The sequence below is a fragment of the Aeromonas sp. S8(2024) genome (assembly GCF_041403085.1).
GTDB classification, from domain to species: domain Bacteria; phylum Pseudomonadota; class Gammaproteobacteria; order Enterobacterales; family Aeromonadaceae; genus Aeromonas; species Aeromonas dhakensis.
In genome coordinates, this window is sequence record NZ_JBGLRF010000014.1 from 1 (window position 1) to 26202 (window position 26202).

The 26202-nt window shown below is 64.7% G+C and carries 26 protein-coding genes; 11 read left to right on the plus strand and 15 right to left on the minus strand.

What is annotated here, in order from left to right:
• Nucleotides 1-162 precede the first annotated feature (162 nt).
• Nucleotides 163-495: a cupin domain-containing protein gene (locus ACB031_RS21470; protein WP_005306245.1), complete on the minus strand. Its 333-nt coding sequence runs from the start codon at nucleotides 493-495 to the stop codon at nucleotides 163-165.
• Nucleotides 496-721: 226 nt separating this feature from the next.
• On the opposite strand from ACB031_RS21470, the gene ACB031_RS21475 reads away from it, so the two are divergent.
• The 5 genes from ACB031_RS21475 to ACB031_RS21495 all read left to right on the plus strand — a co-directional run bounded on the left by ACB031_RS21475 (nucleotide 722) and on the right by ACB031_RS21495 (nucleotide 5971).
• Nucleotides 722-2080 carry an NCS2 family permease gene (locus ACB031_RS21475; protein WP_010635854.1) on the plus strand — a complete coding sequence of 453 codons (1359 nt, stop codon included), beginning with the start codon at nucleotides 722-724 and terminating at the stop codon, nucleotides 2078-2080.
• A gap of 239 nt (nucleotides 2081-2319) precedes the next feature.
• On the plus strand, nucleotides 2320-3390 hold the full coding sequence (gene dhaK / locus ACB031_RS21480; protein WP_216988892.1) for a dihydroxyacetone kinase subunit DhaK: 1071 nt from the start codon (nucleotides 2320-2322) through the stop codon (nucleotides 3388-3390).
• Nucleotides 3391-3399: 9 nt separating this feature from the next.
• Nucleotides 3400-4029 (plus strand): dihydroxyacetone kinase subunit DhaL, encoded by a 630-nt coding sequence (gene dhaL, locus ACB031_RS21485; protein ID WP_005306235.1) that lies wholly within the window; start codon nucleotides 3400-3402, stop codon nucleotides 4027-4029.
• 2 nt (nucleotides 4030-4031) lie between these two features.
• A complete protein-coding gene (gene dhaM, locus ACB031_RS21490; RefSeq protein ID WP_371140208.1) occupies nucleotides 4032-4748 on the plus strand; it encodes a dihydroxyacetone kinase phosphoryl donor subunit DhaM in 717 nt (238 codons plus the stop codon).
• 140 nt (nucleotides 4749-4888) lie between these two features.
• Nucleotides 4889-5971 carry a glycerol dehydrogenase gene (locus ACB031_RS21495; protein WP_371140209.1) on the plus strand — a complete coding sequence of 361 codons (1083 nt, stop codon included), beginning with the start codon at nucleotides 4889-4891 and terminating at the stop codon, nucleotides 5969-5971.
• 89 nt (nucleotides 5972-6060) lie between these two features.
• On the opposite strand, the gene dhaR is transcribed toward ACB031_RS21495, so the two are convergent.
• Both dhaR and ACB031_RS21505 read right to left on the minus strand, forming a co-directional pair.
• Nucleotides 6061-7971, minus strand: a complete 1911-nt coding sequence (gene dhaR, locus ACB031_RS21500) for a dihydroxyacetone kinase operon transcriptional regulator DhaR (protein WP_371140210.1) — start codon at nucleotides 7969-7971, stop codon at nucleotides 6061-6063.
• 67 nt (nucleotides 7972-8038) lie between these two features.
• Complete coding sequence (locus ACB031_RS21505; protein ID WP_371140211.1) at nucleotides 8039-8932, minus strand: LysR family transcriptional regulator; 894 nt, start codon at nucleotides 8930-8932, stop codon at nucleotides 8039-8041.
• Between the two features lie 155 nt (nucleotides 8933-9087).
• Between ACB031_RS21505 and ACB031_RS21510 the strand changes: the two genes are divergently transcribed.
• Nucleotides 9088-10221 (plus strand): agmatine/peptidylarginine deiminase, encoded by a 1134-nt coding sequence (locus tag ACB031_RS21510; RefSeq protein ID WP_371140212.1) that lies wholly within the window; start codon nucleotides 9088-9090, stop codon nucleotides 10219-10221.
• Between the two features lie 60 nt (nucleotides 10222-10281).
• Here ACB031_RS21510 and ACB031_RS21515 read toward each other — a convergent pair whose 3' ends face one another.
• From ACB031_RS21515 to ACB031_RS21525, 3 genes are all read right to left on the minus strand, one after another.
• The gene (locus tag ACB031_RS21515) at nucleotides 10282-10986 is read right to left on the minus strand and encodes an SDR family oxidoreductase (protein WP_324044225.1); all 705 of its coding nucleotides are present in this window, start codon (nucleotides 10984-10986) and stop codon (nucleotides 10282-10284) included.
• 197 nt (nucleotides 10987-11183) lie between these two features.
• Nucleotides 11184-12281: an AI-2E family transporter YdiK gene (ydiK, locus tag ACB031_RS21520; RefSeq protein ID WP_042050169.1), complete on the minus strand. Its 1098-nt coding sequence runs from the start codon at nucleotides 12279-12281 to the stop codon at nucleotides 11184-11186.
• Nucleotides 12278-13657 carry a phosphatase PAP2 family protein gene (locus tag ACB031_RS21525; protein WP_244365438.1) on the minus strand — a complete coding sequence of 460 codons (1380 nt, stop codon included), beginning with the start codon at nucleotides 13655-13657 and terminating at the stop codon, nucleotides 12278-12280. Before ACB031_RS21525 ends, ydiK begins: the two co-directional genes overlap by 4 nt.
• A gap of 196 nt (nucleotides 13658-13853) precedes the next feature.
• On the opposite strand from ACB031_RS21525, the gene ACB031_RS21530 reads away from it, so the two are divergent.
• Nucleotides 13854-14234, plus strand: a complete 381-nt coding sequence (locus tag ACB031_RS21530; RefSeq protein ID WP_021469736.1) for a hypothetical protein — start codon at nucleotides 13854-13856, stop codon at nucleotides 14232-14234.
• Nucleotides 14235-14288: 54 nt separating this feature from the next.
• Here ACB031_RS21530 and ACB031_RS21535 read toward each other — a convergent pair whose 3' ends face one another.
• Both ACB031_RS21535 and ACB031_RS21540 read right to left on the minus strand, forming a co-directional pair.
• A complete protein-coding gene (locus ACB031_RS21535) occupies nucleotides 14289-15062 on the minus strand; it encodes an ABC transporter substrate-binding protein (RefSeq protein ID WP_017787909.1) in 774 nt (257 codons plus the stop codon).
• Nucleotides 15063-15207: 145 nt separating this feature from the next.
• The gene (locus ACB031_RS21540; RefSeq protein ID WP_371140213.1) at nucleotides 15208-16368 is read right to left on the minus strand and encodes a hypothetical protein; all 1161 of its coding nucleotides are present in this window, start codon (nucleotides 16366-16368) and stop codon (nucleotides 15208-15210) included.
• A 214-nt stretch (nucleotides 16369-16582) separates the two neighbouring features.
• Here ACB031_RS21540 and ACB031_RS21545 point away from each other — a divergent pair, with 214 nt between their 5' ends.
• The 3 genes from ACB031_RS21545 to ACB031_RS21555 all read left to right on the plus strand — a co-directional run bounded on the left by ACB031_RS21545 (nucleotide 16583) and on the right by ACB031_RS21555 (nucleotide 18695).
• Nucleotides 16583-16909: a YnjH family protein gene (locus ACB031_RS21545; protein ID WP_371140214.1), complete on the plus strand. Its 327-nt coding sequence runs from the start codon at nucleotides 16583-16585 to the stop codon at nucleotides 16907-16909.
• Nucleotides 16910-17355: 446 nt separating this feature from the next.
• Nucleotides 17356-17841 carry a GNAT family N-acetyltransferase gene (locus ACB031_RS21550; protein WP_371140215.1) on the plus strand — a complete coding sequence of 162 codons (486 nt, stop codon included), beginning with the start codon at nucleotides 17356-17358 and terminating at the stop codon, nucleotides 17839-17841.
• Nucleotides 17838-18695 carry a GyrI-like domain-containing protein gene (locus tag ACB031_RS21555; RefSeq protein WP_214454623.1) on the plus strand — a complete coding sequence of 286 codons (858 nt, stop codon included), beginning with the start codon at nucleotides 17838-17840 and terminating at the stop codon, nucleotides 18693-18695. Before ACB031_RS21550 ends, ACB031_RS21555 begins: the two co-directional genes overlap by 4 nt.
• 70 nt (nucleotides 18696-18765) lie before the next feature.
• On the opposite strand, the gene ACB031_RS21560 is transcribed toward ACB031_RS21555, so the two are convergent.
• Nucleotides 18766-19665: a DMT family transporter gene (locus tag ACB031_RS21560; RefSeq protein ID WP_024941245.1), complete on the minus strand. Its 900-nt coding sequence runs from the start codon at nucleotides 19663-19665 to the stop codon at nucleotides 18766-18768.
• Nucleotides 19666-19809: 144 nt separating this feature from the next.
• Nucleotides 19810-20250: a DUF2214 family protein gene (locus tag ACB031_RS21565; protein WP_005306181.1), complete on the minus strand. Its 441-nt coding sequence runs from the start codon at nucleotides 20248-20250 to the stop codon at nucleotides 19810-19812.
• 109 nt (nucleotides 20251-20359) lie between these two features.
• Here ACB031_RS21565 and ACB031_RS21570 point away from each other — a divergent pair, with 109 nt between their 5' ends.
• On the plus strand, nucleotides 20360-21970 hold the full coding sequence (locus ACB031_RS21570) for a diguanylate cyclase (protein WP_371140216.1): 1611 nt from the start codon (nucleotides 20360-20362) through the stop codon (nucleotides 21968-21970).
• A 15-nt stretch (nucleotides 21971-21985) separates the two neighbouring features.
• Here ACB031_RS21570 and ACB031_RS21575 read toward each other — a convergent pair whose 3' ends face one another.
• Genes ACB031_RS21575 through ACB031_RS21595 form a run of 5 tightly spaced genes read right to left on the minus strand, consistent with a single transcriptional unit; the run spans nucleotide 21986 to nucleotide 26200 of the window.
• Complete coding sequence (locus ACB031_RS21575) at nucleotides 21986-22645, minus strand: HAD family phosphatase (protein ID WP_206221141.1); 660 nt, start codon at nucleotides 22643-22645, stop codon at nucleotides 21986-21988.
• 39 nt (nucleotides 22646-22684) lie between these two features.
• On the minus strand, nucleotides 22685-23692 hold the full coding sequence (locus ACB031_RS21580) for an ABC transporter ATP-binding protein (protein WP_371140217.1): 1008 nt from the start codon (nucleotides 23690-23692) through the stop codon (nucleotides 22685-22687).
• 6 nt (nucleotides 23693-23698) lie between these two features.
• Nucleotides 23699-24475: an ABC transporter permease gene (locus tag ACB031_RS21585; RefSeq protein WP_042050160.1), complete on the minus strand. Its 777-nt coding sequence runs from the start codon at nucleotides 24473-24475 to the stop codon at nucleotides 23699-23701.
• Nucleotides 24468-25367, minus strand: coding sequence for an ABC transporter permease (locus ACB031_RS21590; protein WP_371140218.1), 900 nt, complete (start codon nucleotides 25365-25367; stop codon nucleotides 24468-24470). The genes ACB031_RS21585 and ACB031_RS21590 overlap by 8 nt, the downstream gene beginning before the upstream one ends.
• The gene (locus ACB031_RS21595; RefSeq protein WP_244365446.1) at nucleotides 25367-26200 is read right to left on the minus strand and encodes an alkaline phosphatase family protein; all 834 of its coding nucleotides are present in this window, start codon (nucleotides 26198-26200) and stop codon (nucleotides 25367-25369) included. The genes ACB031_RS21590 and ACB031_RS21595 overlap by 1 nt, the downstream gene beginning before the upstream one ends.
• Nucleotides 26201-26202 lie beyond the last annotated feature (2 nt).

The following is a 26202-nucleotide window of genomic DNA, read 5'->3' on the forward strand; positions in this document are numbered from 1 at the left end:
TAGTTCAGTCGGTTAGAATACCGGCCTGTCACGCCGGGGGTCGCGGGTTCGAGTCCCGTCCGCTCCGCCACTACTTAAGAAGCCCAGTCGAAAGACTGGGCTTTTTTTCGTTTCCGACACCGTCCTTATTTCCCCCGAATTGCCTCTTTTTCCTCACGCGACTCAGTAAAACACGCAGAGCCAGACGGTGGTCATGTCGGGATGGGTCCACTCGACCCTGTGCTTCTGGCGGGCAGGGATATTGATGTGATCTCCCGGCCCCAGCTGGACCAGCTGCTGTTGCTGAGTTTGCGGATCGATGAACAGCAGGCTGGCTTCACCCTGCACCACCAGGATCCACTCATGTTCGTCCTGATCGTACCATTCACCGGGGGCCGTCTGATGGCCGTGGGAGAGAATGCGCTCGATCCTCAGGTGATTGGTGCTGACCAGATCCTGAAAGAGTTCGGTGGGGAGTGGCGAGGGGATATCGTTCAGCAGATTGCGGGTGTGCATGGGTATCTCCCGTCTGGCGGCGTGAAGGGTTACCTGCAGTATAGGTGGGTCGTTTACGCTCGCAGGGGAAGAGGGGCTGCCTGAACCCGTCATATCTGTGCCCGAACGAGAACGTTCCCTGTGATTTTGATGAAAAAATCAGGGAAATCGCTGCAATCCGGATAAATTCTTGCTATTTTGCGCGCCATTCACGCAAACGATTTCCTTCACACTTTCAGGATTAGTTATGGCAAAGCAAGATATGGCCGCCCAATCAGGGAATGGCGGCTTTCTGGACTCTTATTTTTCCATTTCTGCGCGCGGCAGCAGCGTGCGTCAGGAGCTGGTCGCAGGGCTGACCACCTTCCTGGCTATGGTCTACAGCATCATAGTGGTGCCGAACATGTTGGGTGCTGCTGGCTTTGAGCAGGGGCCGGTGTTTGTGGCGACCTGTTTGATCGCCGCTTTCGGCTCCCTGCTGATGGGGCTGTGGGCCAAGCTGCCGATGGCCATCGGTTGCGCCATCTCCCTCACCGCCTTTACCGCCTTCAGCCTGGTGCTGGGGCAGGGGCTGAGCATTCCGGTGGCGCTGGGCGCCATCTTCCTGATGGGTGTGCTGTTCACCCTGATCAGTGTCACCGGTGTGCGCCAGTGGATCCTGGACAACCTCCCCTCCGGCATCGCCCACGGCACCGGCATCGGTATCGGCCTGTTCCTGCTGCTGATCGCCACCAACGGTGTCGGCATGGTGATCAAGAACGAAGGAGCCGGTCTGCCGGTACAACTGGGTGAAGTGACCGCTTTCCCGGTCATCATGACGGTGCTGGGTCTGGCCGCCATCTTTGGTCTGGAGCGTCGCAAGGTGCCGGGCGGCATCCTGATGGTGATCATCGCCATCTCCATCCTCGGCCTCATCTTCGACCCGAAAGTGACCTGGCAGGGCTTCTTCGCCATGCCGAGCCTGACGGGCGAGAAGGGCTCTCTGGTAGGCAGCATGGATCTGCTGGGTGCCCTCAATCCGGTGGTTATCCCTACTGTGTTGGCGCTGGTGATGACCGCGGTGTTTGATGCCACCGGCACCATCCGTGCCGTAGCTGGCCAGGCGGGCCTCATCAACGAGCGTGGCCATATCATCAGTGGCGGCAAGGCATTGACTGCCGACTCCGTCAGCAGCATGGTGGCAGGCGCCGTCGGTGGCGCACCGGCTGCCGTCTACATCGAGTCCGCCGCAGGCACTGCCGCCGGCGGCAAGACGGGTCTGACCGCCACCCTGGTCGGCGTGCTGTTCCTGCTGATGATCTTCCTCTCGCCGCTGAGCTATCTGGTACCGGCATATGCCACCGCACCGGCGCTGATGTACGTCGGTCTGCTGATGCTGGGCAATGTCACCAAGCTGGACTTCAACGACTCGGTCGATGCGCTCTCCGGCATGCTGTGCGCCGTCTTCATCGTGCTCACCTGCAACATAGTCACCGGCATCATGCTGGGCTTCGTGGCGCTGGTGATCGGCCGCCTGTTTGCCGCCGAGTGGAAGAAGCTCAACATCGGCACCGTCATCATCGCCGTGGCGCTGGTCGTTTTCTATGCCGGTGGTTGGGCCATCTAACCCGTCAGCTTATTGCTGTTGTAGCGAAGGGCCCCTGCGGGGCCCTTTTTGTTGGCTGTGAGACGGCTAACAGTTTTCCTCTTATTTGCTCTGCGCTGTTTCAGATTGAAACGCCAACCTCTCTTCTGCTGTTTCAAATCCGAACCAAACCGCCCGTCATTTTTATCCTCTTTTCTGCCGTTAGACTGGCTCCATCAACCATTTGCCCACCCGAGCGGTGGCAAGCCAAGGAGTGAGCCATGAAGAAACTGATCAATGCCGTCGATGCCGTGGTCCGTGAACAACTGATGGGGATGGCCGCCGCCCACCCCGAGCTCAAGGTGCGTATCGAGCCCCACTTCATCACCCGTGCCGATGCTCCCGTGATGGGCAAGGTGGCGCTGGTTTCCGGCGGTGGCAGCGGCCACGAGCCGATGCACGGTGGCCTGGTGGGCAAGGGGATGCTGGATGGTGCCTGCCCCGGCGAGATTTTCACCTCGCCGACTCCGGATCAGATGTATGAGTGCGGTCAGGCGGTCGACGGCGGTGTTGGCGTGCTGTTTCTGGTGAAGAACTACACCGGCGACGTGCTCAACTTCGAGACTGCGGTCGAGCTGCTGCACGGTGACGGGGTCAAGGTGGGCTTCGCCCTCATCGATGACGATGTGGCGGTGAAAGACAGCCTCTATACCGCCGGTCGCCGTGGCGTTGCCACGACCGTGCTGTGCGAGAAACTGGTCGGTGCCGCCGCCGAGGCGGGCTACGATCTGGCGCGCTGCGAGGCGCTGGCCCGTCGCGTCAACAACCAGAGCCGCACCATAGGGGTAGCCATGCATGCCTGCACAGTTCCCGCTGCCGGCAAGCCCTCTTTCACCCTGGCGGACAACGAGGTGGAGTTCGGCGTCGGCATCCACGGCGAGCCGGGCATCGAACGTCGCCCCTTCAACGACCTCAATGCCCTGGTGGACGACATGTTCAAGGAGCTGGTCGACAACACCCCCTATGGCCGCACCCTGCGCCACTGGGACAGAGCCTCCGGCAGCTGGCAGGAGGAGCACACCTTCATCGAGCCGTTCAACAAGGGCGACCGGGTCATCGCGCTGGTCAACAGCCTCGGCGGCACCCCCATCTCCGAGCTCTACGGCGTCTATGGCCGCCTCGCTACCCTGTGCGAAGAGGCGGGCATCCATCTGGTGCGCAACCTGATCGGCCCCTACTGCACCTCCCTCGACATGACCGGCATCTCCATCACCTTGCTCAAGGTGGATGACGAGCTGATGACCCTGTGGGATGCCCCCGTTCACACCCCCGCCCTGCGTCGCGGCTGCTGAGGAATATTCATGTTAAGCAAGCATCAAATCGTCAACTGGCTGCTCGACTGCGAGCACATCTTCACCGAGCAGCGTGACTACCTCACGGCGCTGGATACCGACATCGGCGACGGCGACCACGGCCTCAACATGCAGCGCGGTTTCGCCAAGGTGGCAGAGAAGCTGCCGGCGGTGGCAGACAAAGACATCGGCCAGGTGCTGAAAACTACCGGCATGACCCTGCTCTCCTCGGTCGGCGGCGCCAGCGGCCCGCTCTACGGCACCTTCTTCATCCGGGCCGCGGCGAGCAGCGACGCCTGCCAGAGCCTGACCCTCGGCCAGCTTGGCAAGATGCTGAGCGACGGGGTGGAGGGGATCGTCTCCCGCGGCCGCGCCGAGCCGGGTGACAAAACTATGTGCGACGCCTGGTGGCCGGCCCTGGCCGCCCTGCAGCAGGCGGAGCAGCAAGGCTTGCCGCTGCCCGAGGCGCTGGACAAGGCGGTGGCGGCCGCTGCCGCCGGCACCGAGGCCACCATCCAGATGCAGGCCCGCAAGGGGCGCGCCAGCTATCTTGGCGAGCGCAGCATCGGCCATCAGGATGCCGGGGCCACCTCGACCCTGCTGCTGCTGACCGCCCTGCGCGACAGAGCGAGGTTGTAAACATGATCGGAATCGTAGTGGTCTCTCACAGCGCCCAGCTTGCGGCCGGCTTGAAAGCGCTGGCCGACCAGCTGGGCAGCCCGGCAAAACTGCTGCTGGCGGCCGGAGTCGATGACCCCGACCACCCCATCGGCACCGACGCCATCGCCGTGATGAGTGCGATTGAAGAAGCTGATGACGGCAGCGGCGTGCTGGTGCTGATGGACTTGGGCAGCGCTCTCCTGAGCGCCGAGACCGCCCTCGAACTACTGCCCCCCGAGCTGGGCGCCCGGGTACGGCTCTGCCCGGCCCCGCTGGTCGAGGGCACCCTGGCCGCCGTGGTGGCGGCCGGTTCCGGCCTGACGCTGGATGAGGTCGCCGCCGAGGCGCTGGGGGCCCTTGGCCCGAAACAGGCGATGCTGCCGGGCAAGGCGGAGCCGCAGGCCGTTGAAGCCGCTCCAGCCCCTGACGACGGCTGGCTGCGCTGCGAAGTAGTGGTGGACAATCCCCACGGCCTGCACGTGCGCCCCGCCGCCCGCCTGGTGGCCGCCCTCAAGCCCTTTGCCGCCGAACTCAAGCTGCAGAAGGGGGACAAAGAGGCCAATCCCCGCAGCCTGACCCGACTCACCATGCTCGATGTGCGCCAGGGGGACACGCTCACCCTGCTGGCACGCGGGGAGGATGCCGAGGCCGCCTTGGCCTGCTTCCAGCAGCTGGCTGCGGAGCGCTTCGGCGACTGACGCCACTGTTTCAAGGCGCTGCACTCGCTTGCTGAGCCGGTGCAGCCCCATTCAAGACGAAGGACTCCCCGGCACTGCCGCCCCTTCGCCTCCTTTAGTTTCAAAAGAAGTCTTACGAAATAAAGAGAGAGGGATAAAATATGGACCGCATCATCATCAGCCCCAGCAAATACGTGCAAGGCAACGGGGCCCTCGCCAATATCGGCAACTACGTCAAAGCGCTCGGCAGCAAGCCACTCATTCTGGCCGACGCCTTCGTCACCAAGCTGGTTGGCGATACCGTGGCCACCAGTTTCCACGGCGCCGGTATCAAGCCGGAGTTCGACTGCTTCAACGGCGAGTGCTCCCGCCCCGAGATCGACCGTCTGCTGGCCCGCTGCAAGCAGACCCCGTTTGACGTCATCATCGGCATCGGCGGCGGCAAAACGCTGGATACCGCCAAGTCGGTCGCCTTCTACCAGAAGGTGCCGGTGGTCATAGTACCCACCATCGCCTCCACCGATGCCCCCACCAGCGCGCTGGCGGTCATCTACACCCCGGAAGGACAGTTCAGCGAATACCTGATGATCCCGACCAACCCCAACATGGTCATCATGGATACCGGCGTGGTCTCCCGCGCTCCGGTGCGGCTCTTGGTCTCCGGCATGGGGGATGCGCTCTCCACCTACTTCGAGGCGCGCGCCAACAAGGTCTCCGGCTGCCAGACCATGGCCGGTGGCGCCTCCACGCTGGCGGCGCAGGCCATCGCCGAGCTCTGCTACCAGACCCTGCTGGCCGATGGCTACAAGGCCAAGCTGGCGGTGGAGCAGGGGCTCTGCACCAAGGCGGTGGAGAACATCATCGAGGCCAACACCTATCTGAGCGGTATCGGCTTCGAGAGCAGCGGTCTGGCCGCCGCCCACGCCGTTCACAACGGCCTGACCCAGCTGGCCGAGTGTCACCACCTCTACCACGGTGAGAAGGTGGCATTCGGTACCCTGGTGCAGCTGGTGCTGGAGAACGCGCCCATGGCGGAGATCGAAACCGTGTTGGGTTTCTGCCGCTCCATCGGCCTGCCCACCAACCTGCATATGATGGGGGTCAAGGAGCTGGACATGGCGCGCCTGATGGAGGTGGCCAAGGCCTCTACCGCGGAAGGGGAGACCATCCACAACATGCCGTTCAAGGTCACCGCCGAGGATGTGCTGGCGGCCATCGTCACCGCCCACCAGCTGGGGTTGTAATGACCAGCCAGCTTGCCATAGAAAAGGCCCCGCATCTGCGGGGCCTTTTTCATGTTCAGCGAACCGATATGTAGTGGCTCGGGCCGGCGTCAGCCGTGATAGTCGGCAGGATCGATCTCGAGCAGCTTGAGCCGCCGCCAGAGGGTGGTGCGGCTGATGCCAAGATGCTGGGCCATCTGGCTCACCTGCCCCTTGCAGGCGTGGGCGCAGCGCAAAATGGCCTGGCGCTCCAGCTCGGCCAGGGTGAGCAGCGGCTGCCCCACCACCTCGTCCGCCACCCGCTGATAGCCGTGGCGAATGGCCGCGGGCAGCGCCTCCGGCGGGATCGGCCCCTGACCGGCATGAAGCAGTGCATGCTCGATGGCGCTGCGCAGCTCCCCGAGATTGCCGGGCCAGGGGTAGGCGAGCAGGCAGTCGAGGGCCGCCGGGCTGAACTGGCGCACCGGCTCGCGCCCCTGCGCAGCCAGCTGCTGGCTGATGAGGCCGGGCAGATCGGCGGCGCGCTCGCGCAGGCCTGGCAGCCACAGCTCGCACGCCTGCAGGGCATAGAGCAGCTGGCGGCCGAAGTGCCCCTCCTGCACCTTCTGCTCCAGCGGGGCGCTACTGGTGGCGATGATCCGCACCTTGAGCGGCAGGATACGGGCCGAGTCGAAGCGCTGAAGGCGACCGGTCTTGAGCAGTTGCAGCAGCGCCGCCTGCATGGGGGCAGAGAGGCACTCCACCTGCTCCAGCACCAGCGTGCCGCCGTGGGCCAGCTCGAACTTGCCGGCCCGCTCCTGTCCGGCCTCATCGGAGCCCATCAGCTCCAGCGCCATCCGCTCGCTCGGCAGGGCCTGACAGTTGAGGGTGATGAGCGGCCCGGCGGCCCGTTCGCTGCCGAAGTGGATCGCCTCCGCCAGCTGGGCCTTGCCCACCTCCTCCTCGCCGCGCAGCAGGATGGGGCCCGGGCTTTGGGCCGCCTGCCGGGCGTAACGCAGCAGCTTGCGCATGGCGCTCGATTCGCCCACCAGCGCCGACAGCTCGGGCACCGTCTGGCGCAGCTGATGAATGGCCCGCAGCCGATCGACCGGGTGCAGCAGGGCGATAAAACTGACCCCGTCCGGCCCGGGCAGCGGCTTGAGGCTCACCAGCGCACTGATGAACTCCGCCTCTTGCCTGCCCACCCGCTCCAGCGTTACCTCCACGTGGCTCAGGGTGGTCTGCCCCTTGATGGCGAGCTGCAACCGCTGGGGCAGCAGCAGGTGCTGCTCCAGCGGTTGGCCGAGGCAGAGCGCCGGATCGAGCCGCAGCCGATTGGCCGCCAGCGCGTTGAGGTAGCGCAGCCGGCCCTGCGGATCCCAGGCCAGTACGCCGTCATCCATGCCATCCAGCAGGGCGTAGAGCTCGCTCAGGTGGTGCTGGGACTCCTGCATCAGGGTCTCCATCTGCAGCAGGTGGGCCAGCTCGCGCCCGGCGCTGACGGTGAGCGCCAGATCGCCGGCGCTCGCCTCCTCCACCTTGCAGGTCAGCGCCATGATGGCGACCTGACGGCCGTTGCTGTTGTAGACCGGGCTGGCGCAGCAGTGCCAGGGGTGCAGGGTCTGGTTGAAGTGCTGGGGGCCGCTGACGCAGAGCGGCACTCCCTCCAGCGCCGCCAGATTGATGGCATTGGTGCCGATGCGCCCCTCGCTGAAGAAGGCGCCGGGGCCAAACCCCAGCGTCGCCAGCTCACGCAGGGTGTCGGGGTGGCCGGTCTGGGCCAGCAGGCAGCCGCTCTCGTCGGTGAGCAGCAGGGCGCAGGGGCGCCCCTCCATGAATTCGTAGAGATCCTCGAGTGCCATCTCGCCGGTGGTGAGCAGGTCGCGCTTGCGCTGGCGCAGGCTCTGCAAGGTCTGCCCCTTGGCGCTGTGGGGCGGATGCCAGAGGGTGGCGCTGGTCTGGTGGGCGCAGCGCAGCCAGGAGGCTTGCAGATAGTCAGGCCAGGCCCGGGCTGGCGGCATGGAGGCGGACAGGATGGTCACGACAAGATCCGGCAAAGAGACGAACGCCCATTTAACCACCCTTGCCGGCCCGATTCAGTGACCTGCCTCAGAGGGATGGCAAACCATTCTCGGCGGGAGCGGAGTCGGCAAACTGCAACTCAAGCCAGCGACAGAAGGCGCGGCACTCCGGCATGGTCTCGCTCTCCTGATGTACCAGCAGATGCCACTGTGGCCCCTTGACCCTGTGGGTGGAGAGCGGCAACAGCTGCCCCTGCTGACGGGCGGGATGGGAGAGCCGCTCGCTCACCAGGGCGATGCCGAGCCCCTGACAGGCGGCGTCCAGCAAGAGGCCGGGATCGGAGAAGTTGAGGCCCCGGGTCTGCAGATGCAGATCTTCTCCGCCCTTGAGGATCCAGTGATGCCAGTCCAGCTCCCGCTCCCCGTGCAATGTGGTGCGCTCTGCCGCCGGCAACGCCAGCACGGCGGGGGCGGCCACCGGCAGCAGGCGGTCTGCCAGCAGCAGCTGGTGGCGGCACTCGGCCTGGGGGGCCAGATCCCAGCGCAAGGCAAGATCGATGGTCTGCTCGGCCATGTCGGGCTCTTCGTCGCTGGTGAACAGCCAGAGATCGACCTCGGGATGGGCGCGATGAAACGCCCCCAGCCGCGGCAGCAGCCAGTGGCGGGCGATGGCTGTGCTGGTGTTGAGCACCAGCTGGTTGGGTTTGCGGTACTGCTCCAGCCGCTGGATCCCCATCGCCAGCTGCAACAGCACGCTCTGGGTGGTTTCCAGCAGATCCTGCCCCGCATCGGTGAGGGTGACCGAGCGCCCCTGCCGGTGAAACAGCGGCTGGCCCAGCAGCTCTTCCAGCGAGCGGATCTGCTGGCTGATGGCTGACTGGGTCAGGTGCAGCTCCTGCGCCGCCTGATGAAAACTGCCGAGCCTGGCCGCCGCCTCAAAGCCCCGCAGCACGTTGAGCGGGGGCCACTGTTTGAACACCATTGATTAGCTCCACTTATCACTTTTACGGAAAATTGATCGTTTGTTCGCCACCCATGCGACAGATAGTCTACTACTCAACGCAATTTGATTAACAGCGCTTGTCATTTTCGGCCACTCATCGACGGTCAAGAGCGCAATCATCCAAGGAGTTTTTCATGTCATCCCGACGCAACGTCTTGAAACAGCTGGCCGCCATTGGCGCGCTGGCCGGGCTCGGCAACCTGCCGGGCAAGGTCAGTGCAGCCAGCAACAACGCAGGTGAAGATACCGCCACCAGCGGCGAGCCGTTCCATATGCCCGATGAGGCCGCCCCCCAGACCCGGGTCTGGGTCGCCTTTGCCGCCAGCGCGGATATCTGGGGTCGTGATTACCAAGAGGTGCAGGCGACCATAGGCCGGCTGGTGCAGGCCATGGTGCCCTATACCCAGGTAAACGTGCTCTGCCGCGCAACCGAACAGGCGCTGGCCCGCCAGCTCTGCGGCGAGCAGAACACCCGCTTTGTCGTCGCCGAGCTGGACGACATCTGGCTGCGCGATACCGGCGGCGTCTTCGTCCAGAACGGCGAAGGGGCGCTGGGGCTGGTGGATTTCAACTTCAACGGCTGGGGTGACAAGCAGGAGCACGAGCAGGATGCGGGGGTGGCCGAGCTGGTCAGCCAGCAGGCCAGCGCCCGTTATCTGCGGAGTAAGCTGACCGGTGAGGGGGGCGGCATCGAGGTGGATGGCAACGGCACCGCCATCCTGACCGAGAGCTGCTGGCTCAACAACAACCGCAATCCGGGGGTGAGCAAGGCGCAACTGGAGGCGGAGCTGAAGGCCAATCTGGGGCTGCGCAAAATCATCTGGCTGCCCGGCATCAAGGGCAAGGACATCACAGATGCTCACGTCGACTTCTACGCCCGCTTCGTGCGCCCCGGGGTGGTGGTGGTCAATCTGGACAACGACCCGCACTCCCACGACTACGAGGTGACCCGCCGGCACCTGGCCATCCTCAAGCAGGCCACCGATGCGGACGGCAACAAGCTGGAGCTGCATGTGCTGCCACCACCGCTGGACGGGCGGGACAACCGCTTTAGCCGCAGCCGCGATTTTGCCGCCGGCTATATCAACTATCTGCCGATCAATGGCGCCGTCATCGCCCCCGAGTTTGGCGACAAGGCCGCCGATAGCTACTGCCACGAGCTGCTGACCCGCCTCTACCCCGGCCGCGAAATCGTGCAGATCAACATTGACCCGGTCGCCGCCGGTGGCGGCGGCATTCACTGCATCACCCTGCACCAGCCAGCCTGATACTCCCTTGCCATGAGCTGACGGGGCGCTTCGGCGCCCCTGTTTTCCTCTCAGCAGTCCTCAGATCCCTGTCATGCCGATCTCGTCCAACTGCACATGGGCGGGTTGACGCAGGGTGTAGAGCACGGCCTCGGCCAGATCCCCGACCTGCAACCAACCGGGTTTGCGCTCATCAGCACAGGCCGGTGGTGGCACCTGGACCAGGCCGGGACAGAGGGTGTGAACCCGAATGCCCTGATGCTGGACTTCTTCCCGCAGCGCCTTGGCAAACCCCAAGACGGCAAATTTGGCGGCGCAGTAGACGCTGGCCCTCGCATAGCCGTTTTTGGCGGCCTGGGAGGCGATGTTGATGATGGTGCCGTGGCGTCGAGACAGCATGTCCGGCAGGCAAACCTGGGTCAGCAGGAAGCTGCCCTTGGCGCAGGTGTCCATCACTCTGTCCCACTCCGATTCCGGCAGATCCTGCACCAGATAATCGCTGCCGACCCCGCTGTTGTTGACCAGCAGATCGATGGGGCCGAGCAGTGCGCTGGCCCGGGCATGCTGGGCTCGAACCTGGGGAGCATCGCAGACATCCAGCACCAGAGGCAGGACTCTTACCCCATATTGCGTCGAGATGCGGGCAGCCTCTTGCTCCAGCAGGGCGTGGCGGCGGGAGGCCAGCACCAGCTCCACCCCTTCCCGAGCCAGCGCCTCGGCGATGGCCAGCCCAATGCCGCTTGCGCCGCCGCTGATCAGGGCGCGGGTTGCTCTCAGTTTGTTCATCTGTTGTTCCTCCTGAATGGTGGCGCCATTGTGGTGGGCGGCAGCGAGAGGGAACAGGGGGAGAAAGGGGTTGGCTCGAACCTTGGTTCGGATTTGGCGGAAAACGTTCGAACTTTGGTTCTGTGCCGGCACAAGGCCTTGCTCTTTGGCTCTTGTCTTTAAAACAACAACGCCGCCCTCTCTGGCGGCGTTTGACCTTATGACAGTGCCTTGTCATGAGGTGGGGCGTCTACTTTGTCACCGGTAGGGTGGTCACCCTCCTTGATCCAGGCATCCAGCAGGGTGTAGCCCACCGCCAGCACCACGGGGCCGATAAAGAGGCCGATGATCCCCATCGCCAGCAAGCCGCCGATAACCCCCACCAGAATGAGGATGAGCGGCAGGTCTGCACCGCGCTTGATCAGGAAGGGGCGCAGGAAGTTGTCCATGGTGCCCGCCAGCAGCGACCAGACCAGCAGGAAGGTGCCCCAGGTGGTGTCGCCGCTCCAGTAGAGGTAGCCGACGCAGGCCAGCAGCACCGGGAAGGGGCCGATCTGGGCGACGATCAGCAGGAACATCACCACCACCAGGATCATGGTGTAGGGGATGCCGGCAATCAGCAGACCGATACCGGCCACCGAGGATTGCACCAGGGCGGTCACCACGACCCCCATGGCCACGGCGCGGATCGCCTGTGAAGCGAGCACGGTGGCGTTGTCGCCGCGCTCGCCGGCCAGCCGGTGGGCGAAGCGGCGAATGCCGGTCGCCACCACTTCACCCGAGTGGTAGAGCAGGCCGCAGATGCCGACAGTCAGCAGGAAGTGGACGAATAGCAGCCCCAGATTGCCCGCCTGGGAGGCGAGCCAGCGGGCAGTCTGGCCGAAGTAGGGGGCCAGCTTGGCGAACAGCACCTGACCACCGCTCGCCAGGATCTGCTGCCAGAAGTCGTAAAGCTTGCCGCCCACCAGTGGCACCTGCTGCAGCCAGAGCAGCTCGGGGGGCGGGGAGTGGCTGATGGTGGTGCCCAGCTCGATCAGCATGGGGGCCTTCTCCGCCACGTTGGCCAGCGCCATGAAGAGCGGGATGACGAACATCAGCAGCAGCACCAGGGTCATGAAGAGGGCCGCCAGGGCGCGCTTGCCCCACAGCAGGCGCTGCACCATCAACATCAGCGGCCAGGTGGCGATGGTGATCATGGTGGCCCACACCAGCGCGGGCAGGAAGGGGCGCAGCACCATGAAGCAGGAGACGATGAGGAGGCTGATAAATAGCACTCCCAGGGTTATCTTGGCTAAATCCACTTTTTTCATATTCATAGCAATCCCTTGTCAGGGCCTGGGCCCTTGGGTAGCGGGTCATTATTCACGAGAGAGAGTATCCACCAGAGACCGGCGCTCAACCAGAGCCCCAGGCAACAATAAAGCAGCCACTGGCCGAGCAGAATGAGCCAGGAGCTGGTCAGCCAGAGCGGCAGCGCCCACCACAATGCCCCCAGCGGCAGGCCACCGAGCAGGGCCAGCAAGGGGAGGCGCCAGCCGGCCTGCACCGTGCGCGGCAGCGGCAACAGCATGCCGAGGGTCAGCCCCAGGCTGAAGGTGGCCAGGCCCGCCAGTGCCGAGGATTGGCTCCACCCGGCGGCCAGCGTGCAGGCGAGGGTCAGCCCGGCCCAGCTCCACGACTTGGCCGCCAGGTTGGCGAGGCGAGGATGCAGGGCCAGCAGCAGGGCGCCAAGCAGCAGGCCGGCCGCCACATCCGACAGGAAGTGAACCCCGAGCCAGACCCGGGCCAGCCCGGTCAGGGTGGCCAGCAGCAAGGCCAGGGCGGCGCTGCGCCAGGGGTTGGCGGGCCAGCAGGGTCTCAGCAATACGCCCCAGAACAGCAGCGCAGAGGCGGCGTGGCCGCTCGGCATGCCGAAGCCCTGGGCGCTGCCCTGTGCCAGGGCGGGGTCGAGGTGGAGGGGTCTGGGCCAGCCAATCCCCTCCTTGGCCACTTGCACCAGCAGGGTGAGGGTCAGCATGGCCAGCAGCAGTTGGCGCACCCGGGGCCAGCCCAGCCAGGGCAGCAGCAAGGGTAGCAGGGCAAGCTGAAAGGCGGCTGAACCGAACAGGTTGCTGACCTCGAGCCAGCGCACCTGGGCACCGAGCCAGGTCTGCAGCTGGTGGATCAGCGGGACTTCCATTTGGTGCAGTGCATTGCCTTCACCACGAAAATCGGGCAGCCACAGCACAGGGCTGTCGGGCATGGTGGCCAGTTGGGGGGCCAGCCAGTCGAGCTGGGCCGGGAAACGGCGTTGATCATCCGGCAACCGGGCCGGCGCGATCAGCCTGGCGTTGAGGATCTCGCCGCCCAGATTGGGGGCCTGCAGCAGGGAGACGAAGCCAGAGCCGGTCTGTGCGCGGATGGGCTCCAGAGTTTCACAGGCAAACAACAGGGCGCGCTGCCATGGCCCCAGCTCGGCGACGACCCTGCCCCGCAGACCGGTCTCTTCATACAGCTCCCGCAGCGCCGCCTGTTGCGGCGTCTCTCCTTCATCTATGTAGCCACCGGTCAGGCTGTAGCGGGAGGAGACCCTGTCCTGCACCAGCAACAACTGCTGCTGGTGCTTGACCACGCAGACGGCCGCCGTCGGGGCGGCAAGGAGGGGCGGTGACGACAGCAGGAGGCAGAGCAGCAAAAAACAGTGGCGCAACATGAAGGCCTGACCGATAGGGGGTGATGGACACAAGCGTCACAGAAATCAGATAGTTGGGCAATGGTTTGTGGCCGGGCGCCGGGGCCGGGCCGGCGTGGCAAGCGGGCGACCCGGCGCGCAAGGATTGCCGTGGGGTAAGGCAGTCCCTAGTATTGGCAGCTATGTTATTTCCATGCAGCAAACCTTGGGACCTTCCATGAAACAGTTTGGTTTTTTTCTGGGCATCGCCATCGGTGTCATCCTGATCCTGTTCGGCAGCATCGTCATCTTCCAGGCCCTGCCTGCCGCGCTGGACGTGCTGGAGATGCCGAGCCGCATCCCCTTCGTGCGCGAGGTGTACACCTGGCTGATGACCAGTGCCAGCGGCCTGACCGGCCAGCTGGAGCAGAACTTCCTGGAGGCGTTCCAGACCGTGCTCAAGCTGATCCTGCTCATCACCTTCATGTGGGTCTGCGTCAAGCTGGTCAACATGGGGGTCTTGATCATCCGGGCCGGGGTCGACCTCATCCGCACCGCCATCGAGCACAGCGAGGGCGCCCAGAGCAAGAAGTCCGAGCACGACCATCACTTCCAGTGAGCGGCTCACACCATGAAACAGGCCACCTTCGGGTGGCCTGCTTGCATCTGGTACTTACTCTATTCGCGGCAGGTGATCGGCCGGCGGTGGCTGCACCACATCCTGGTAGCGGGCGATGAGCTGCTTGAAGGCCTCCCCCTGTCTGACCTTGTCGAGCGCCTGCTGCAGACGGGCGACCTGCTGTTTGTCCGCCGCCGGGTTGAAGGCGAAGCAGTTGTCCTGATCCGCCAGGGTGGCGACGGTGACGAAGGTATCGGACGAAAAACCGAGCTGCCTGGCCTGATGAAACAGCATCACCTCGTTGCCGGCCACCAGATCGGTGCGGGCCATGATGAGCTGGCGCACCACCTGATCCATGCGCTCCACCGACATCAGGTTGGCGGGGCTGATGCCCCGGTTGAGCAGCAGCTGCTCCCCCACGTCCGCCTGCATCACCCCGATCTGCAGCCTGGTCAGATCGGCCTTGCCGGTCACCTTGGGGGCATCCCGCTTGCGGCCCACCAGCGACACCCGCGAGTGGCTGATGGGGCAGACCCAGAGGAAGTGGGGATCCCGCGCCCGGGTGTGGGCCGTGGTGAACAGCACGGCATCCGGCTGCTGGGTCAGCAGGTACCAGGCCTTGGCCCAGGGCATGAAGTGGATGGGCTGCTCCGGCTCCCCCATCTCCTGCCACATCAGCCTCAACAGCTCCACCGCCAGGCCGGTGCTGTTGCCCTTCTCATCCTGGCCGTTGAACGGCATGTTCTGCTCGGAGTAATAGGTGAACGCCGAGGCGGGCAGGGCGGCCCCCAGACAGCAGCAGACAAACAGACCGAGCAGACGCGACATGGCAGCACTCCTTGCGAAAAGTCGTCTTCATCCAGTTTAGGGAGTTATACCGAGAAGTTCATGATTTCCGCTGCCAGGGAGCGGGCGGAAGGGGAGTGCGGGAGGGGAAAACAGCCAGGCCATCTTGCGATGGCCTGGGGAGGGGTTACTTGAGCAGTGCTTCCATCTCGGCTTCGGCGGCGGCGCGCGCGGCTTCGGCCTTGGCGGCCGCATCGGCGACCGCCTTGCCGGCGGTGGTGGCATCCGCGCTGCTGACCGCCTGCTTGGCCGGTTCGGTCACGGTCTTGGCGGCCTGCTGCTGCACGGTGGAAGCGGCACTGCTGACTGCCTGCTTGGCGGGTTCGGTCACGGTTTTGGCGGCCTGTTGCTGTACGGTGGTCGTGGCGCTGCTGACTGCCTGCTTGGCAGGTTCGGTGACTGTCTTGGCAGCCTGCTGTTGCACGGTGGTCGTGGCGCTGCTGACTGCCTGCTTGGCGGGCTCGGTCACTGTCTTGGCGGCCTGCGGCTGCACGGTGGCAGCGGAGCTGCTGACTGCCTGCTTGGCGGGCTCGGTCACTGTCTTGGTGGCCTGCTGCTGCGCGGTGGCAGCGGCGCTGCTGACTGCCTGCTTGGCGGGTTCGGTCACGGTCTTGGCAGCCTGCTGTTGTACGGTAGCAGTGGCACTGCTGGCTGCCTTGCCGGCTTGTTGCTGGGCCGAGGTAGCGGCGCCGTTCACGACCTGCTGGGTGGTGTCAGCCATGGTCTTGCTGGCGCCCTGCTGCAGGGAACCCAGCACGCTGCCGAAGAGCGAGCTGCCGGTGGCCGTGCCACTCAGGCTGTTGGTGGCACCGGAGAGCGCACTGGCTGCCGGATTGCCCTGCGCCTGCCAGTTCTGCATCTCGCTGGGCCAGCTCGGAGTGCTGGCCGCCAGGTTTTCGCCAAAGACCTGGGGCGTGCCGTCGCCCTTGAGCAGCATCACGGACATCTGGTTGGTTTGCGAGTTCCAGACCATGCCTGCCTGTTTGGCCACCTCGGGCATGGGGGCATAGCGGGAGACCACGTAGAACAGTGGCCCCTCCTGCTGCAGCTCGTTGGCGGTCTTGAGCAACTGCATGGTGCTGTCGTAGTTGGGGCCGAGGATGGCGGTCATCCGGTCCTTGATCAGGGGCTGTTCAAACAGGTTGGCCTGGTTGGGATCGAAGCCGACCAGGGGTTTGAGCAGGGCCCACATCAGCTGGCTGGTGGGGCTCATCATCAGCAGGGGGGCAACGCAGGCGGACAACATCAGGCTCAGGCAGGCCGCCTGGAGCAACGGCATGATACGCATTGGGATAATATCCAAATAACGATTTGATTAATAAGGTTATATTTGTCTGGGGCCGACAAATTCAACGGGTTTTCCTGGCCCGGTTCTGAGACGGGCGGGCAGGCGCTGGCAGGCTACCATATTGGCTTGGGAATGCCAGAGAGGGCACCGCTTATTAATCAAGTTTGTGCGGCTGCCGGTCGCTTCCATTCTTCATCAAGCGAGGAGTGACATCATGAATTTAGGCAAGAGGGCAGGCGGCTGGCTGCTGCTGGCGCTGCTGGGCGGTGCGACCGGTATCGGCGTGGCGGCAGAACCGAAGCGGACGGAAGTGGGCAGCGAGCTGGTGTTGCCGCTGGGATCGCTGCCGGAGCGGGTCTGCTGGTATCAGGATCAGAAGTATTCGGCAGGGGCCCGGATCCGGCAGGGTGATGACTGGCTGGAGTGCGCTGCGCAAAACGAACAGGAGAGCAACGGGCCTCTGGTCTGGCGCGAGCCACAAAGGGCGTCGGATGCGGCTGGCAAGGCGACGCAGAGCGGCACCATCACCGTGGACCAGTGAGGCTTTTCTTGATCCAGCTAAAGACATGGACGTGACCTCTATCGCATAATGCGGCTCTTTTCCTCTCTTGACTGGGACTTCAGAAATGGCTCGTCGCTCTTCCAACACTCAACGTCGTCGCAACAGCTGGTGGTACAAACGCCTGTTGGTACGGGAACGTGCAGAGCGCGAAGCGCGTTCCGTTCGAGATTGATACTGCAGTGAAACACGGAGCCTCTGGCTCCGTTTTTTATTCATCATGCGCCGTGATGATGCGGGGGCCCTTGGGCCCCTGTTTTGTGTGTCTGCCGCCCGGTGCAGCCAGCGGACGGGGCCGTTCACCTGGTCCGGCTCGCGGCGCTGACCCATGACGATAGTTGCCGGATCGTCTGCGCAAATAACCGTGGCAGGGGGATGACCGGACCCTTCTGATACTGCATGATGAAGTTTTCGAGAAGGAGCCTCAGATGCAGATCACCATTCGTCACGCCGAACCGGCCGATGCCCCCGCCTTGCGGGATCTCTATGCCATGCCCAATGCCCAGGCGGGCACCCTGCAACTGCCCTATCCGACCCTGGGGGTCTGGCAGAAGCGACTGGAGAGCGGCAGCGTGGTGGCGCTGGTGGCTGAGGTCGACGGTCTGCTGGTGGGGAATATTTCACTCCATATCGAGCCCAACCCGAGGCGCAAACACGTGGCCTGTATCGGCATGGGGGTGCGGGATGACAGGGCGGGCAAGGGAGTGGGCTCCGCCCTGTTGGGGGCCGCGCTGGAGATGGCCGACAACTGGCTCAACCTGCGCCGCATCGAGCTCACCGTCTACACCGACAATCAGGGGGCGCTGGCGCTCTATCGCAAGTTCGGTTTCGTCGAGGAGGGGCTGGCCCGTGGTTTTGCCTTTCGCCAGGGTGAGTATGTGGATGCCCTCTACATGGCGAGGATCCGGCCATGATCGACTACCGCCGCCGGCTCATCCCGGTGCTGCGGGCGCTGGAGCAGGATCCGGATCTCACCATCGAGGCGCTGGCGGAGCGGGCCTGTCTCTCCCTCTACCATTTTCACCGTGTGTTCACCGCCGTGGCGGGGGAAGCTCCGGGCGAGATGTGCCGGCGCCTGCGCATGCAGCGTGCCGCCTGGCAGCTCTGCTACACAGATGCCAGCGTCACCGCCATCGCGCTGGGGGCGGGGCTCGGCAGCTCCCAGGCGTTCGCCAAGGCGTTTCGTCGCTACTATGGCTGTACCCCGGGGGCCTTTCGCCGCGACAAGGGCAAGAATGGACACCTGGAGAGCAAGGATGGACACGCATGGGATGGTCTGTCCCCTTATGCTGAAGGCCACTCATCAGCAAGGAGCAACACCATGAAAACCGTCGAGATGGATGCCCGTACCCTGGCCTATGTGCGGGTCACCGGTCCCTATGGCGAGGGCTATGACGCCGTCTGCGGCCGCCTGCACCAGTGGGCCGCCGCCCGCGGGCTGGAGGGCGGGGAGTGGATCTTCATCTACCACGACAACCCTGAGGTGACGCCGCCGGCCCAGTGCCGCACCGATATCGGCATCACTGTGCCGCCCCAGACCCGGGGCGAAGGGGAGGTGGAGACCCAGCTTATTCCGGCCGGCCGTTATGCCCAGTCCCGCTACCTCATCACCGATCGCAGCCAGTACGGGCCGCGCTGGCAGGAGCATGTGGGCGACATAGTGGCGGCCGGGCTGGAGTTCGGCAGCGGTCCCTGCTTCGAGTTCTACCACAGCGTGAGCAACGATCCCCTGCGCGACGACGTGAGCTTCTGCTCCAGCGTGCGCTAGACGTGCGGCAATAAAACGAGGCGCCTGTGGCGCCTCGTTTTATTTGGGATGAAGGCTGACCGTTACTTCATCAGGGCTGGCTGGGCACCTTGTCCCGCCGGGATTTCCACCACCAGCGCAGGCGGATCTGGGAGATCAACATGCCCGCCAGCATCAGGGCGCAGCCGACGAAGGCGCGCTCGTCCAGGGTTTCCCCCAGCAGCAGGACGCCGCCGATGGCGGCGAACACCGTCTCCAGGCTGAGGATGATGGCGGCATGGGCCGGGTGGGCGCCACGCTGGCCCACCACCTGCAAGGTGTAACCCACCCCCACCGACACCAGACCGGCGTAGAGCAGTGCCTGCCAGCCGGCCACGGCACCGGCCACCGAGGGGGTCTCGATGAGGAAGGCGGTGGCCAGGCTGAGCAGGCCGCACACCACGAACTGCACCCCGGCGAGGCGAATGGGGGCGACCCGGCTCGAGTAGTGATCCAGTACCAGCAGGTGTACGGCCCAGAACAGGGCCCCCACCACCTGCAGCAGGTCGCCGTAGCCGATGGTGAAATCCTCGGTGACGCTGAGGTAGTAGAGCCCCGCCATGGCGATGAGGGCGCCGACCCAGGTGTTGGCGCCCGTCTTGTGGCGCAGGGCCAGGCCGATGACGGGCACCAGTATGATGTAGAGGCCGGTGATGAAGCCTGCCTTGGCGGCCGTGGTGTAGAGCAGCCCCACCTGTTGTAGCGATGCGGCGCTGAACAGCACGGTACCGGCGATGAGGCCGCCGGTCAGCAGCAGGCGGCGATCTCCGGCCTGCCCGCCCGGCTGGCGGGATTTGAGCCACCACAAGAGCGGCAGCAGGGAGAGGGCCCCCAGCAGAAAGCGCAGGCCGTTGAAGGTGTAAGGGCCCATGTGGTCCATCCCGAGCCGCTGGGCGACGAAGCCCAGCCCCCAGATGGCGGCGGCCATCAATAACATCATGTTCGAACGCATAGATTCATCCCTGAAAGACGGACGGGCAGGGCCGTGCCGCAAAGCTTCAGCCTCCAAGATAACCGTGAGCGGGGGGATTTGTCTTGCGCTGTGAGGTTGGCGGCGTGAGCGGTTATCCCGCTGCACTGCCGCAGGCCAGGGGAGTTAGCCGTTGGCGATCCTGGCCAGCAGGGGAATGAGGGCGAGCAGCAAGAGGTTGCCGCGCAGGATCCAGATCACCCAGAACTGCTGCTGAATGGAGACCATGGGGGCGCGTCCCTGGCGCAGGGAGCGGCGCCAGCGATAGAAGAGGCGGCTGGGGTAGCCAAAGCTGATGGCCATCACGAAGAACAGCAGCAGCTTGGTGCGGTAGCCCGGATTGGCGAGCAGCACGGCCGGTTCGTCGGGGTGGGCGAGCACCTGCAGCACCCCGGTGATGAAGATGAGCAGCAGGGCCAGCGCCGCCAGACCGTCGGCCAGCAGCAGCTTGCGCACCTGCTCGATGGACATGCCGCGGCGGAACAGGAAATATTCGGAGGTGATCGCCCCGGTCAGGGTGATCACGGCGCAGTAGTGCAGCGCCATCAACAGGTCCGGGTTCAGCATCCGTGTCGATTACCTCTAATTGAGCAGATAAACAGCTTCCTTTTGGACGCCATCTCGCGCTGCTGATATTCTGACACTACGCGTGGTCTGGCAATAGCAGGAGTCAGGATTGGTTAAACGAGCGGTCGCCAAAAAAACCTGGTCCCTGGTAACAAGGATGCGTCTGGGCCTGCTTTTGCTGTTCATTCCGGTGCTGATGCTGGGTGGTATCTACTACCTGCACATGGAGCGGAGTCTGCAAAGCGAGCTGCAGCAACGCCTGCTCGCCACCAACCACCAGCTTCGTCACGTCTTCATCGAGCCCTATCTGCACGAGATGGAGCGCCAGTTCACCCTCATCTACGACAGGGTCAAGGTTGAGGACATCAGCGGCCCTCGTCTGCTCAACACCGAGACCTATCTGAAGGAGTGGCAGCTCTACAAGGGGATCATGGCCGATCTGGTTTACATCTATGTCGGCACCGCCGAGCGCCAGATGCTGATCTACCCCGATTGGCAGGCGGATGCCAACTTCGATCCCAGAGTACGCCCCTGGTATCAGCTGGCCAGCCAGCACGTGGGCAAGATGGTCTGGACCGAGCCCTATTACGACTACACCAACGGCAACCTGGTGATCGCTCTGGCGCGGGCCCTGACCGACAGGGAGGGCAAGGTGCGCGGGGTCCTTGCGGTCGATGCCATTCTGGCTCCCTTCTCCGCTCAGCTGAATCGTCAGCTGGGTGAGGGCTACCAGATGATCGTCAACCAGTCCGGCAAGGTGCTGGCTCATCCTGACGCGGCCCAGCTGCTCAAGCCCATGACCCATCCAGAATGGCTCGCTCGCTTCACCCAGGAGGACGGCATCTTCCTGGACAAGGACTCCCGCCAGTTCGTGGCCTACAGCAGGCTGCAGGAGCGCAACTGGGTACTGATCAGCGTGCAGCCGGCGGCCAGCGTGATGGCGGTGGTGGACAGGGTCTCCCTCAACGTGCTGCTGATGGTGGCGCTGGCCTGTGTGCTCTACCTGATGCTGGCGCTGATCTGGTCCCGCTATTTTCGCCGCATGCTCGACGAGATCTCGAGCATGATCCGGGCCAGCCGGATGGAGCCTGACGGGGTGCCCCAGGGGGGCATGCGCGAGCTCAGGCACGTTTATGCCGAGCTGGCCGAGGTGAGCAAGGATTATCACGAGGCGCGCCAGCAGGCCAACCTGGACAAGCTGACCGGCCTCTACAATCGCCGCTTCTTCGACGAACGTTTCAACCGACTGCTGCAGGATCAGCAGCCGTTCTGCCTGGCCATGGTGGATCTGGACGACTTCAAGCGGGTCAACGATACCTTCGGTCATCAGACCGGGGATGTGGTGCTCAAGCGGGTGAGCCAGCTCGGCCGGGCCCTGCTGGGGGATCACGGCTGGGTCTGCCGTTACGGTGGCGAGGAACTGGTGGTGTTGCTGGTCAACCCGGACATCCACTTCTGCCAGATGCTGCTGGAGCAGTTCCGCAAGGGGGTGGAGTCACTGGACTGGCGCGAGCCGGGGCTCAGGATCACCTTGAGTGGCGGGCTGGTGGCCAGCCGGGTGGGGATGGATGGCAAGGCGCTGCTGGCGGCGGTCGATGCCGAGGTGTATCGCGCCAAACGCGACGGCAAGAACTGCATCCATCTGGGCCGAGCAGAGGCGAAGGGGCAGGAGGATACACCCCCTGCCGACGATGCACTGCTGAGCAACGAAGAGGCCTGAGGGCCTCTTCTTCATTCAGGAGGCCAACTGCCAGTCGAGGGTGGGCCAGGCCTGCTCGGTGGCGATCTGGCGCAGCCCCGGAGCGGGGTTGACCGCGTGGGGGTGGGTCACCGCCTGCAGCAGCGGCAGGTCGTTGTGGGAGTCGCTGTAGCCGTGGCTCTCCCGCCAGGGGTCGGCGCTTGCGGCAAACAGCTGGTTGATGCGGGCTACCTTGCCCTCGCGAAAACTGAGGGTGCCGCGGGTCTGGCCGGTCAGCATGCCGACCTCTTCATCCAGCAGGATGGCCACGCAGTGATCCATCCCCAGCATCTGCGCCATGGGGGCCACCAGGTGCTCGCCGGAGGCGGAGATGAGCACCAGCTCGTCGCCCCGCTTGCGGTGCCATTCGATGCGCTCCACCCCCTCAGGGTAGATGCGCTCGCGCAGCACCTGCTCGGCAAAGCGGGCACAGAGCGGGTCGAGCCACTGGCGTGACTTGCCTGCCAGCGGCTGCAGGGTGAAGGCCATGTACTGGTGCATGTCCATCTTGCCCTGATGGTAGAGGGACATCATGGCCTGCTCCTCGGCGATCATGCCGGCCGGGGCCAGCTCCTCGGTCACCATGTACTCCAGCCAGAGGCTGGCGGAATCCCCCGCGATCAGGGTCTCGTCCAGATCAAACAGTGCCAGTGCCATGGGTGCTCCTCGCAGTGAAAATGGAAATGTAATGGGGCGTCATGCTACCTCACAGAGTTGATCCCGGGCCACCGCCAGGGTCACGGCGCTGCCCACCGGCAGCAGATCCCGGGCCGAGCGGTTGAGGCAGTCCACCGTCAGCAGGCCCGCCGCGCAGCTCACCTGATAGCGGATCACGTTGCCGAGCAGCTGCTGCCCGCTGATAACCCCCGGCAGGTGCGGCTCGTCGCTGCGGGCGCCGGCCGGCAGCAGGGAGAGGGATTCAGGTCGCAGCGCCAGCTTGCCACGGCAGTGCTGGCCGAACAGGGCCTTGGCCTGCTCGCCATCGAGCAGGTTGTAGTTGCCGATAAAGCCTGCCACGAAGGCGTCGGCGGGGCGGGTGTAGATCTCCTCCGGCGTGCCGCTCTGGACGATGGATCCCTTGTTCATCAGGAAGATCCGGTCCGACATGGTGAGCGCCTCCTCCTGATCGTGGGTGACGAAGATGGTGGTGAGCTCGAGGCGCTGCTGGATCTCGCGGATCTGCTGGCGCAGGCTGCGGCGGATGCGGGCATCCAGCGCCGAGAGCGGTTCGTCCAGCAGCAGGATCCGCGGCTGCACTACCAAAGCCCGGGCCAGCGCGACCCGCTGGCGCTGGCCACCGGAGAGCTCGGCCGGATAGCGGCGCTCGAAGCCGGTCAGCTCCACCAGCGCCAGCGCCTCCTGCACGCTGGCGGCCAGATCCCGCCCCGGCTGGGGCTTCATCTTGAGGCCGAAGGCGACGTTGTCCCGCACCGTCATGTTGGGGAACAGGGCATAGCTCTGGAACACCATGCCGATGCCCCGCTTCTGGGGTTCCTGCCAGGTGATCTCCTCACCGGCCACCTGCACCTGACCGCCATCCACCGGGGTGAGCCCGGCCAGCGCCCGCAGCAGGGTGGACTTGCCGCAGCCGGAGGGGCCGAGCAGGGTCACCAGCTCCCCCTTGCGGATGCCGAATTCAATCCCCTCGAACACTCTGGTGTCGCCGTAGGATTTGTGCAGTTGATTCACTTCTAGATGGAACATCTTGATTCACCTATGAAATCTGTTCGCCGCCCAGGTGAGCAGCAGGGTCAGCAGGAAGTAGCTCATCACCAGCGCGCTGGTGAAGTGGCCCGAGGTCGAACGCATGTTGTAGAGGTAGACCTGCAGGGTCTCGTAACGGGTGCCCACCAGCATGTTGGCGAACACGAACTCGCCAAGCAGGAAGGAGAGCGACAGAAACAGCGCCGCCAGCAGCCCCTTGCGCAGGCAGGGGATCACCACCAGCAGGAAGGCGCGCCGGCTGCTCGCCCCCAGCAGGTGGGCGGCATCCATCAGATCTTTCAGCGGCACCCCCTGCAGGCTGTTGGCCAGCGCCCGGTACATGAAGGGGAGCACCACGGTGAACCAGGTGCCGATCAGGATCCATGGCGTGCCGATAATGGGCAGGGCACCGTCGGCGTAGATCTGCAGCAGCCCTACCGAGGAGACCACAGGCGGCACCGCGAAAGGGAGCAGGATCAACAGGTTCATCCAGGGATCCAGCTTTGGGAAGTAGTAGGCCACCACCAGCACGGTGGGCACCAGCACTAGCGTGCCGAGCAGCAGGGTGGCGAAGCAGACCAGCAGGCTTCGGCCAAACGCTGCCAGAAAGCGCGGATCGCCCCAGAGTTTGAGATACCAGTCGAGGGTGAAGCCGTCTGGCAGCAGGGTGGCTCCCCAGCGGGTGGAGATGGAGTAGAGAAAGGTGGCTAGCAGCGGCAACAGCAGGGTGGCCACCAGAGCCCCCAGCACCCAGCGCGGCCAGCCAGGTTTCAAGTCATGCATGGGGTTGCCCCTTGTTCACGTAGCTCTTTTTCAGCAGCCACTGGTTGGCGGCCGTCACCACCCCCAGCAGCACCATCAGGATCACCGCCAGCGCCGCCGCCATATTGGGCTCGAGGAAGATGTCGCCGGAGACCAGGCTGGCCACCCGGATGGTCACCAGGTTGAAGTTGCCGGTGGTGAGGGCATAGGCGGAGGCATAGGCCCCCACTGCGTTGGCAAACAGGATGATCAGGGTGCCGAGCAGCGCGGGAGTGAGCACAGGCAGCGCCACGTGCCAGACATATTGGCTCTTGCTCGCGCCGAGCAGGGCAGCGGCCTGCGGCCACTCATCCTGCAGGGCGTCGAACGCCGGGTAGAGCAGCAGCAGGGCGAGCGGGATCTGGAAGTAGGTGTAGATGAGGATGAGGCCGGTGCCGGAGTAGAGGTTGAAGCCGTCGATGAGGCCCCAGGATTTCAGCAGCAAGGTCACGGCGCCATTGATGCCGAGAATGATGATGAAGGCGAAGGCCAGCGGCACCCCGCTGAAGTTGCCGGTCATGGTGACGAAGGCCAGCAGCAGCCGTTTTACCCGCTCGCCGCTGTGGCGCAGCGCCGCCGCCCCGAGCGTGCCGATGGCGAGCCCCGCCAGGCTGGCGATGCCGGCGATGCGCAAGGAGTTGCCGAACGATTGCAGGTAGAAGGGGGAACTCAAAATCTCCCGGTAGTAGTCGAGGCCCCAGCCATCCGGGGTCTGAAAACTGCCCACCAGCACCCATACCATGGGGGCGAGCTGGAACAGGATCATCAGGAGAACGAACGGCAGCAGCACCAGGGCGGGCAGCCAGTGGCGACGCAGCCGGCGCCGGGTGACGGTCGGTTGATCCGCGAGGATCTCGGTGGTGGCGGGCATCATCAGTGTACCTCCGGCAGGTTGCCGGCCTTGAGCAGCGGCGGGCAGCCCGGCTTGTCGTGGGAAACTCCCAGCAGGTCGGCCATCAGGGCGCAGAGCTGGGTCTGCTGCATGGCGGGGCCGGCCGGCCACTGGGCCACGAACGCATCGCCAAACAGCCAGAGCGGTACCCGGCGCTCTTCGGTCAGGGTGCCGCCGTGGCTCAAGTCGTTGTTCATGCCATGATCCGAGGTGATCACCACCTGATACCCCTCCGCCAGCCACTGGGGCAGCAGGTCGGCCAAGAGGCTGTCCATCCGGCGCGCCTGATTGCGGTACTGACGGGAGTCGAGGCCGAACTGGTGGCCCGCGTCATCCACTCCCATCGGGTGGATCAAGAGAAAATCGGGGTCGTACTGGCTGCGCAGCCACTCGCCATCCATCAGCAGGTGGCTGTCGGGGTAGCCGTCATCCCAGTAGAAACAGCCGTGCTGGATGGGCAGTCGCTCGTCGTGGGTGAAGCGATCGCGGGCCGCTTGCCAGGGGCTCTGGTTGTAGAGCTCGCTCACCCAGTGATAGGCCGCGGCTGCGGTGCGTTTGCCGCCCGCCCGGGCCAGATGGAAGATGGACTCCTGCCGGCTCAGACGGCTCACCCCGTTGTGGGTGATGCCGCTCTCCACCGGCGTCGCCCCGGTCAGGATGCACTCGTAGAGGGGCCGGGAGAGGGAGGGCAGGGCGCAGCTCAGGGTGGCCTGCAACCCTTGTCCCGCCTCCACCATGCCCGCGAGGTAGCCCATGCAATGGGCTACCTCGGCTGCCAGACCATCCACAAGTACCACTATCACCTTGTGTTGCACTG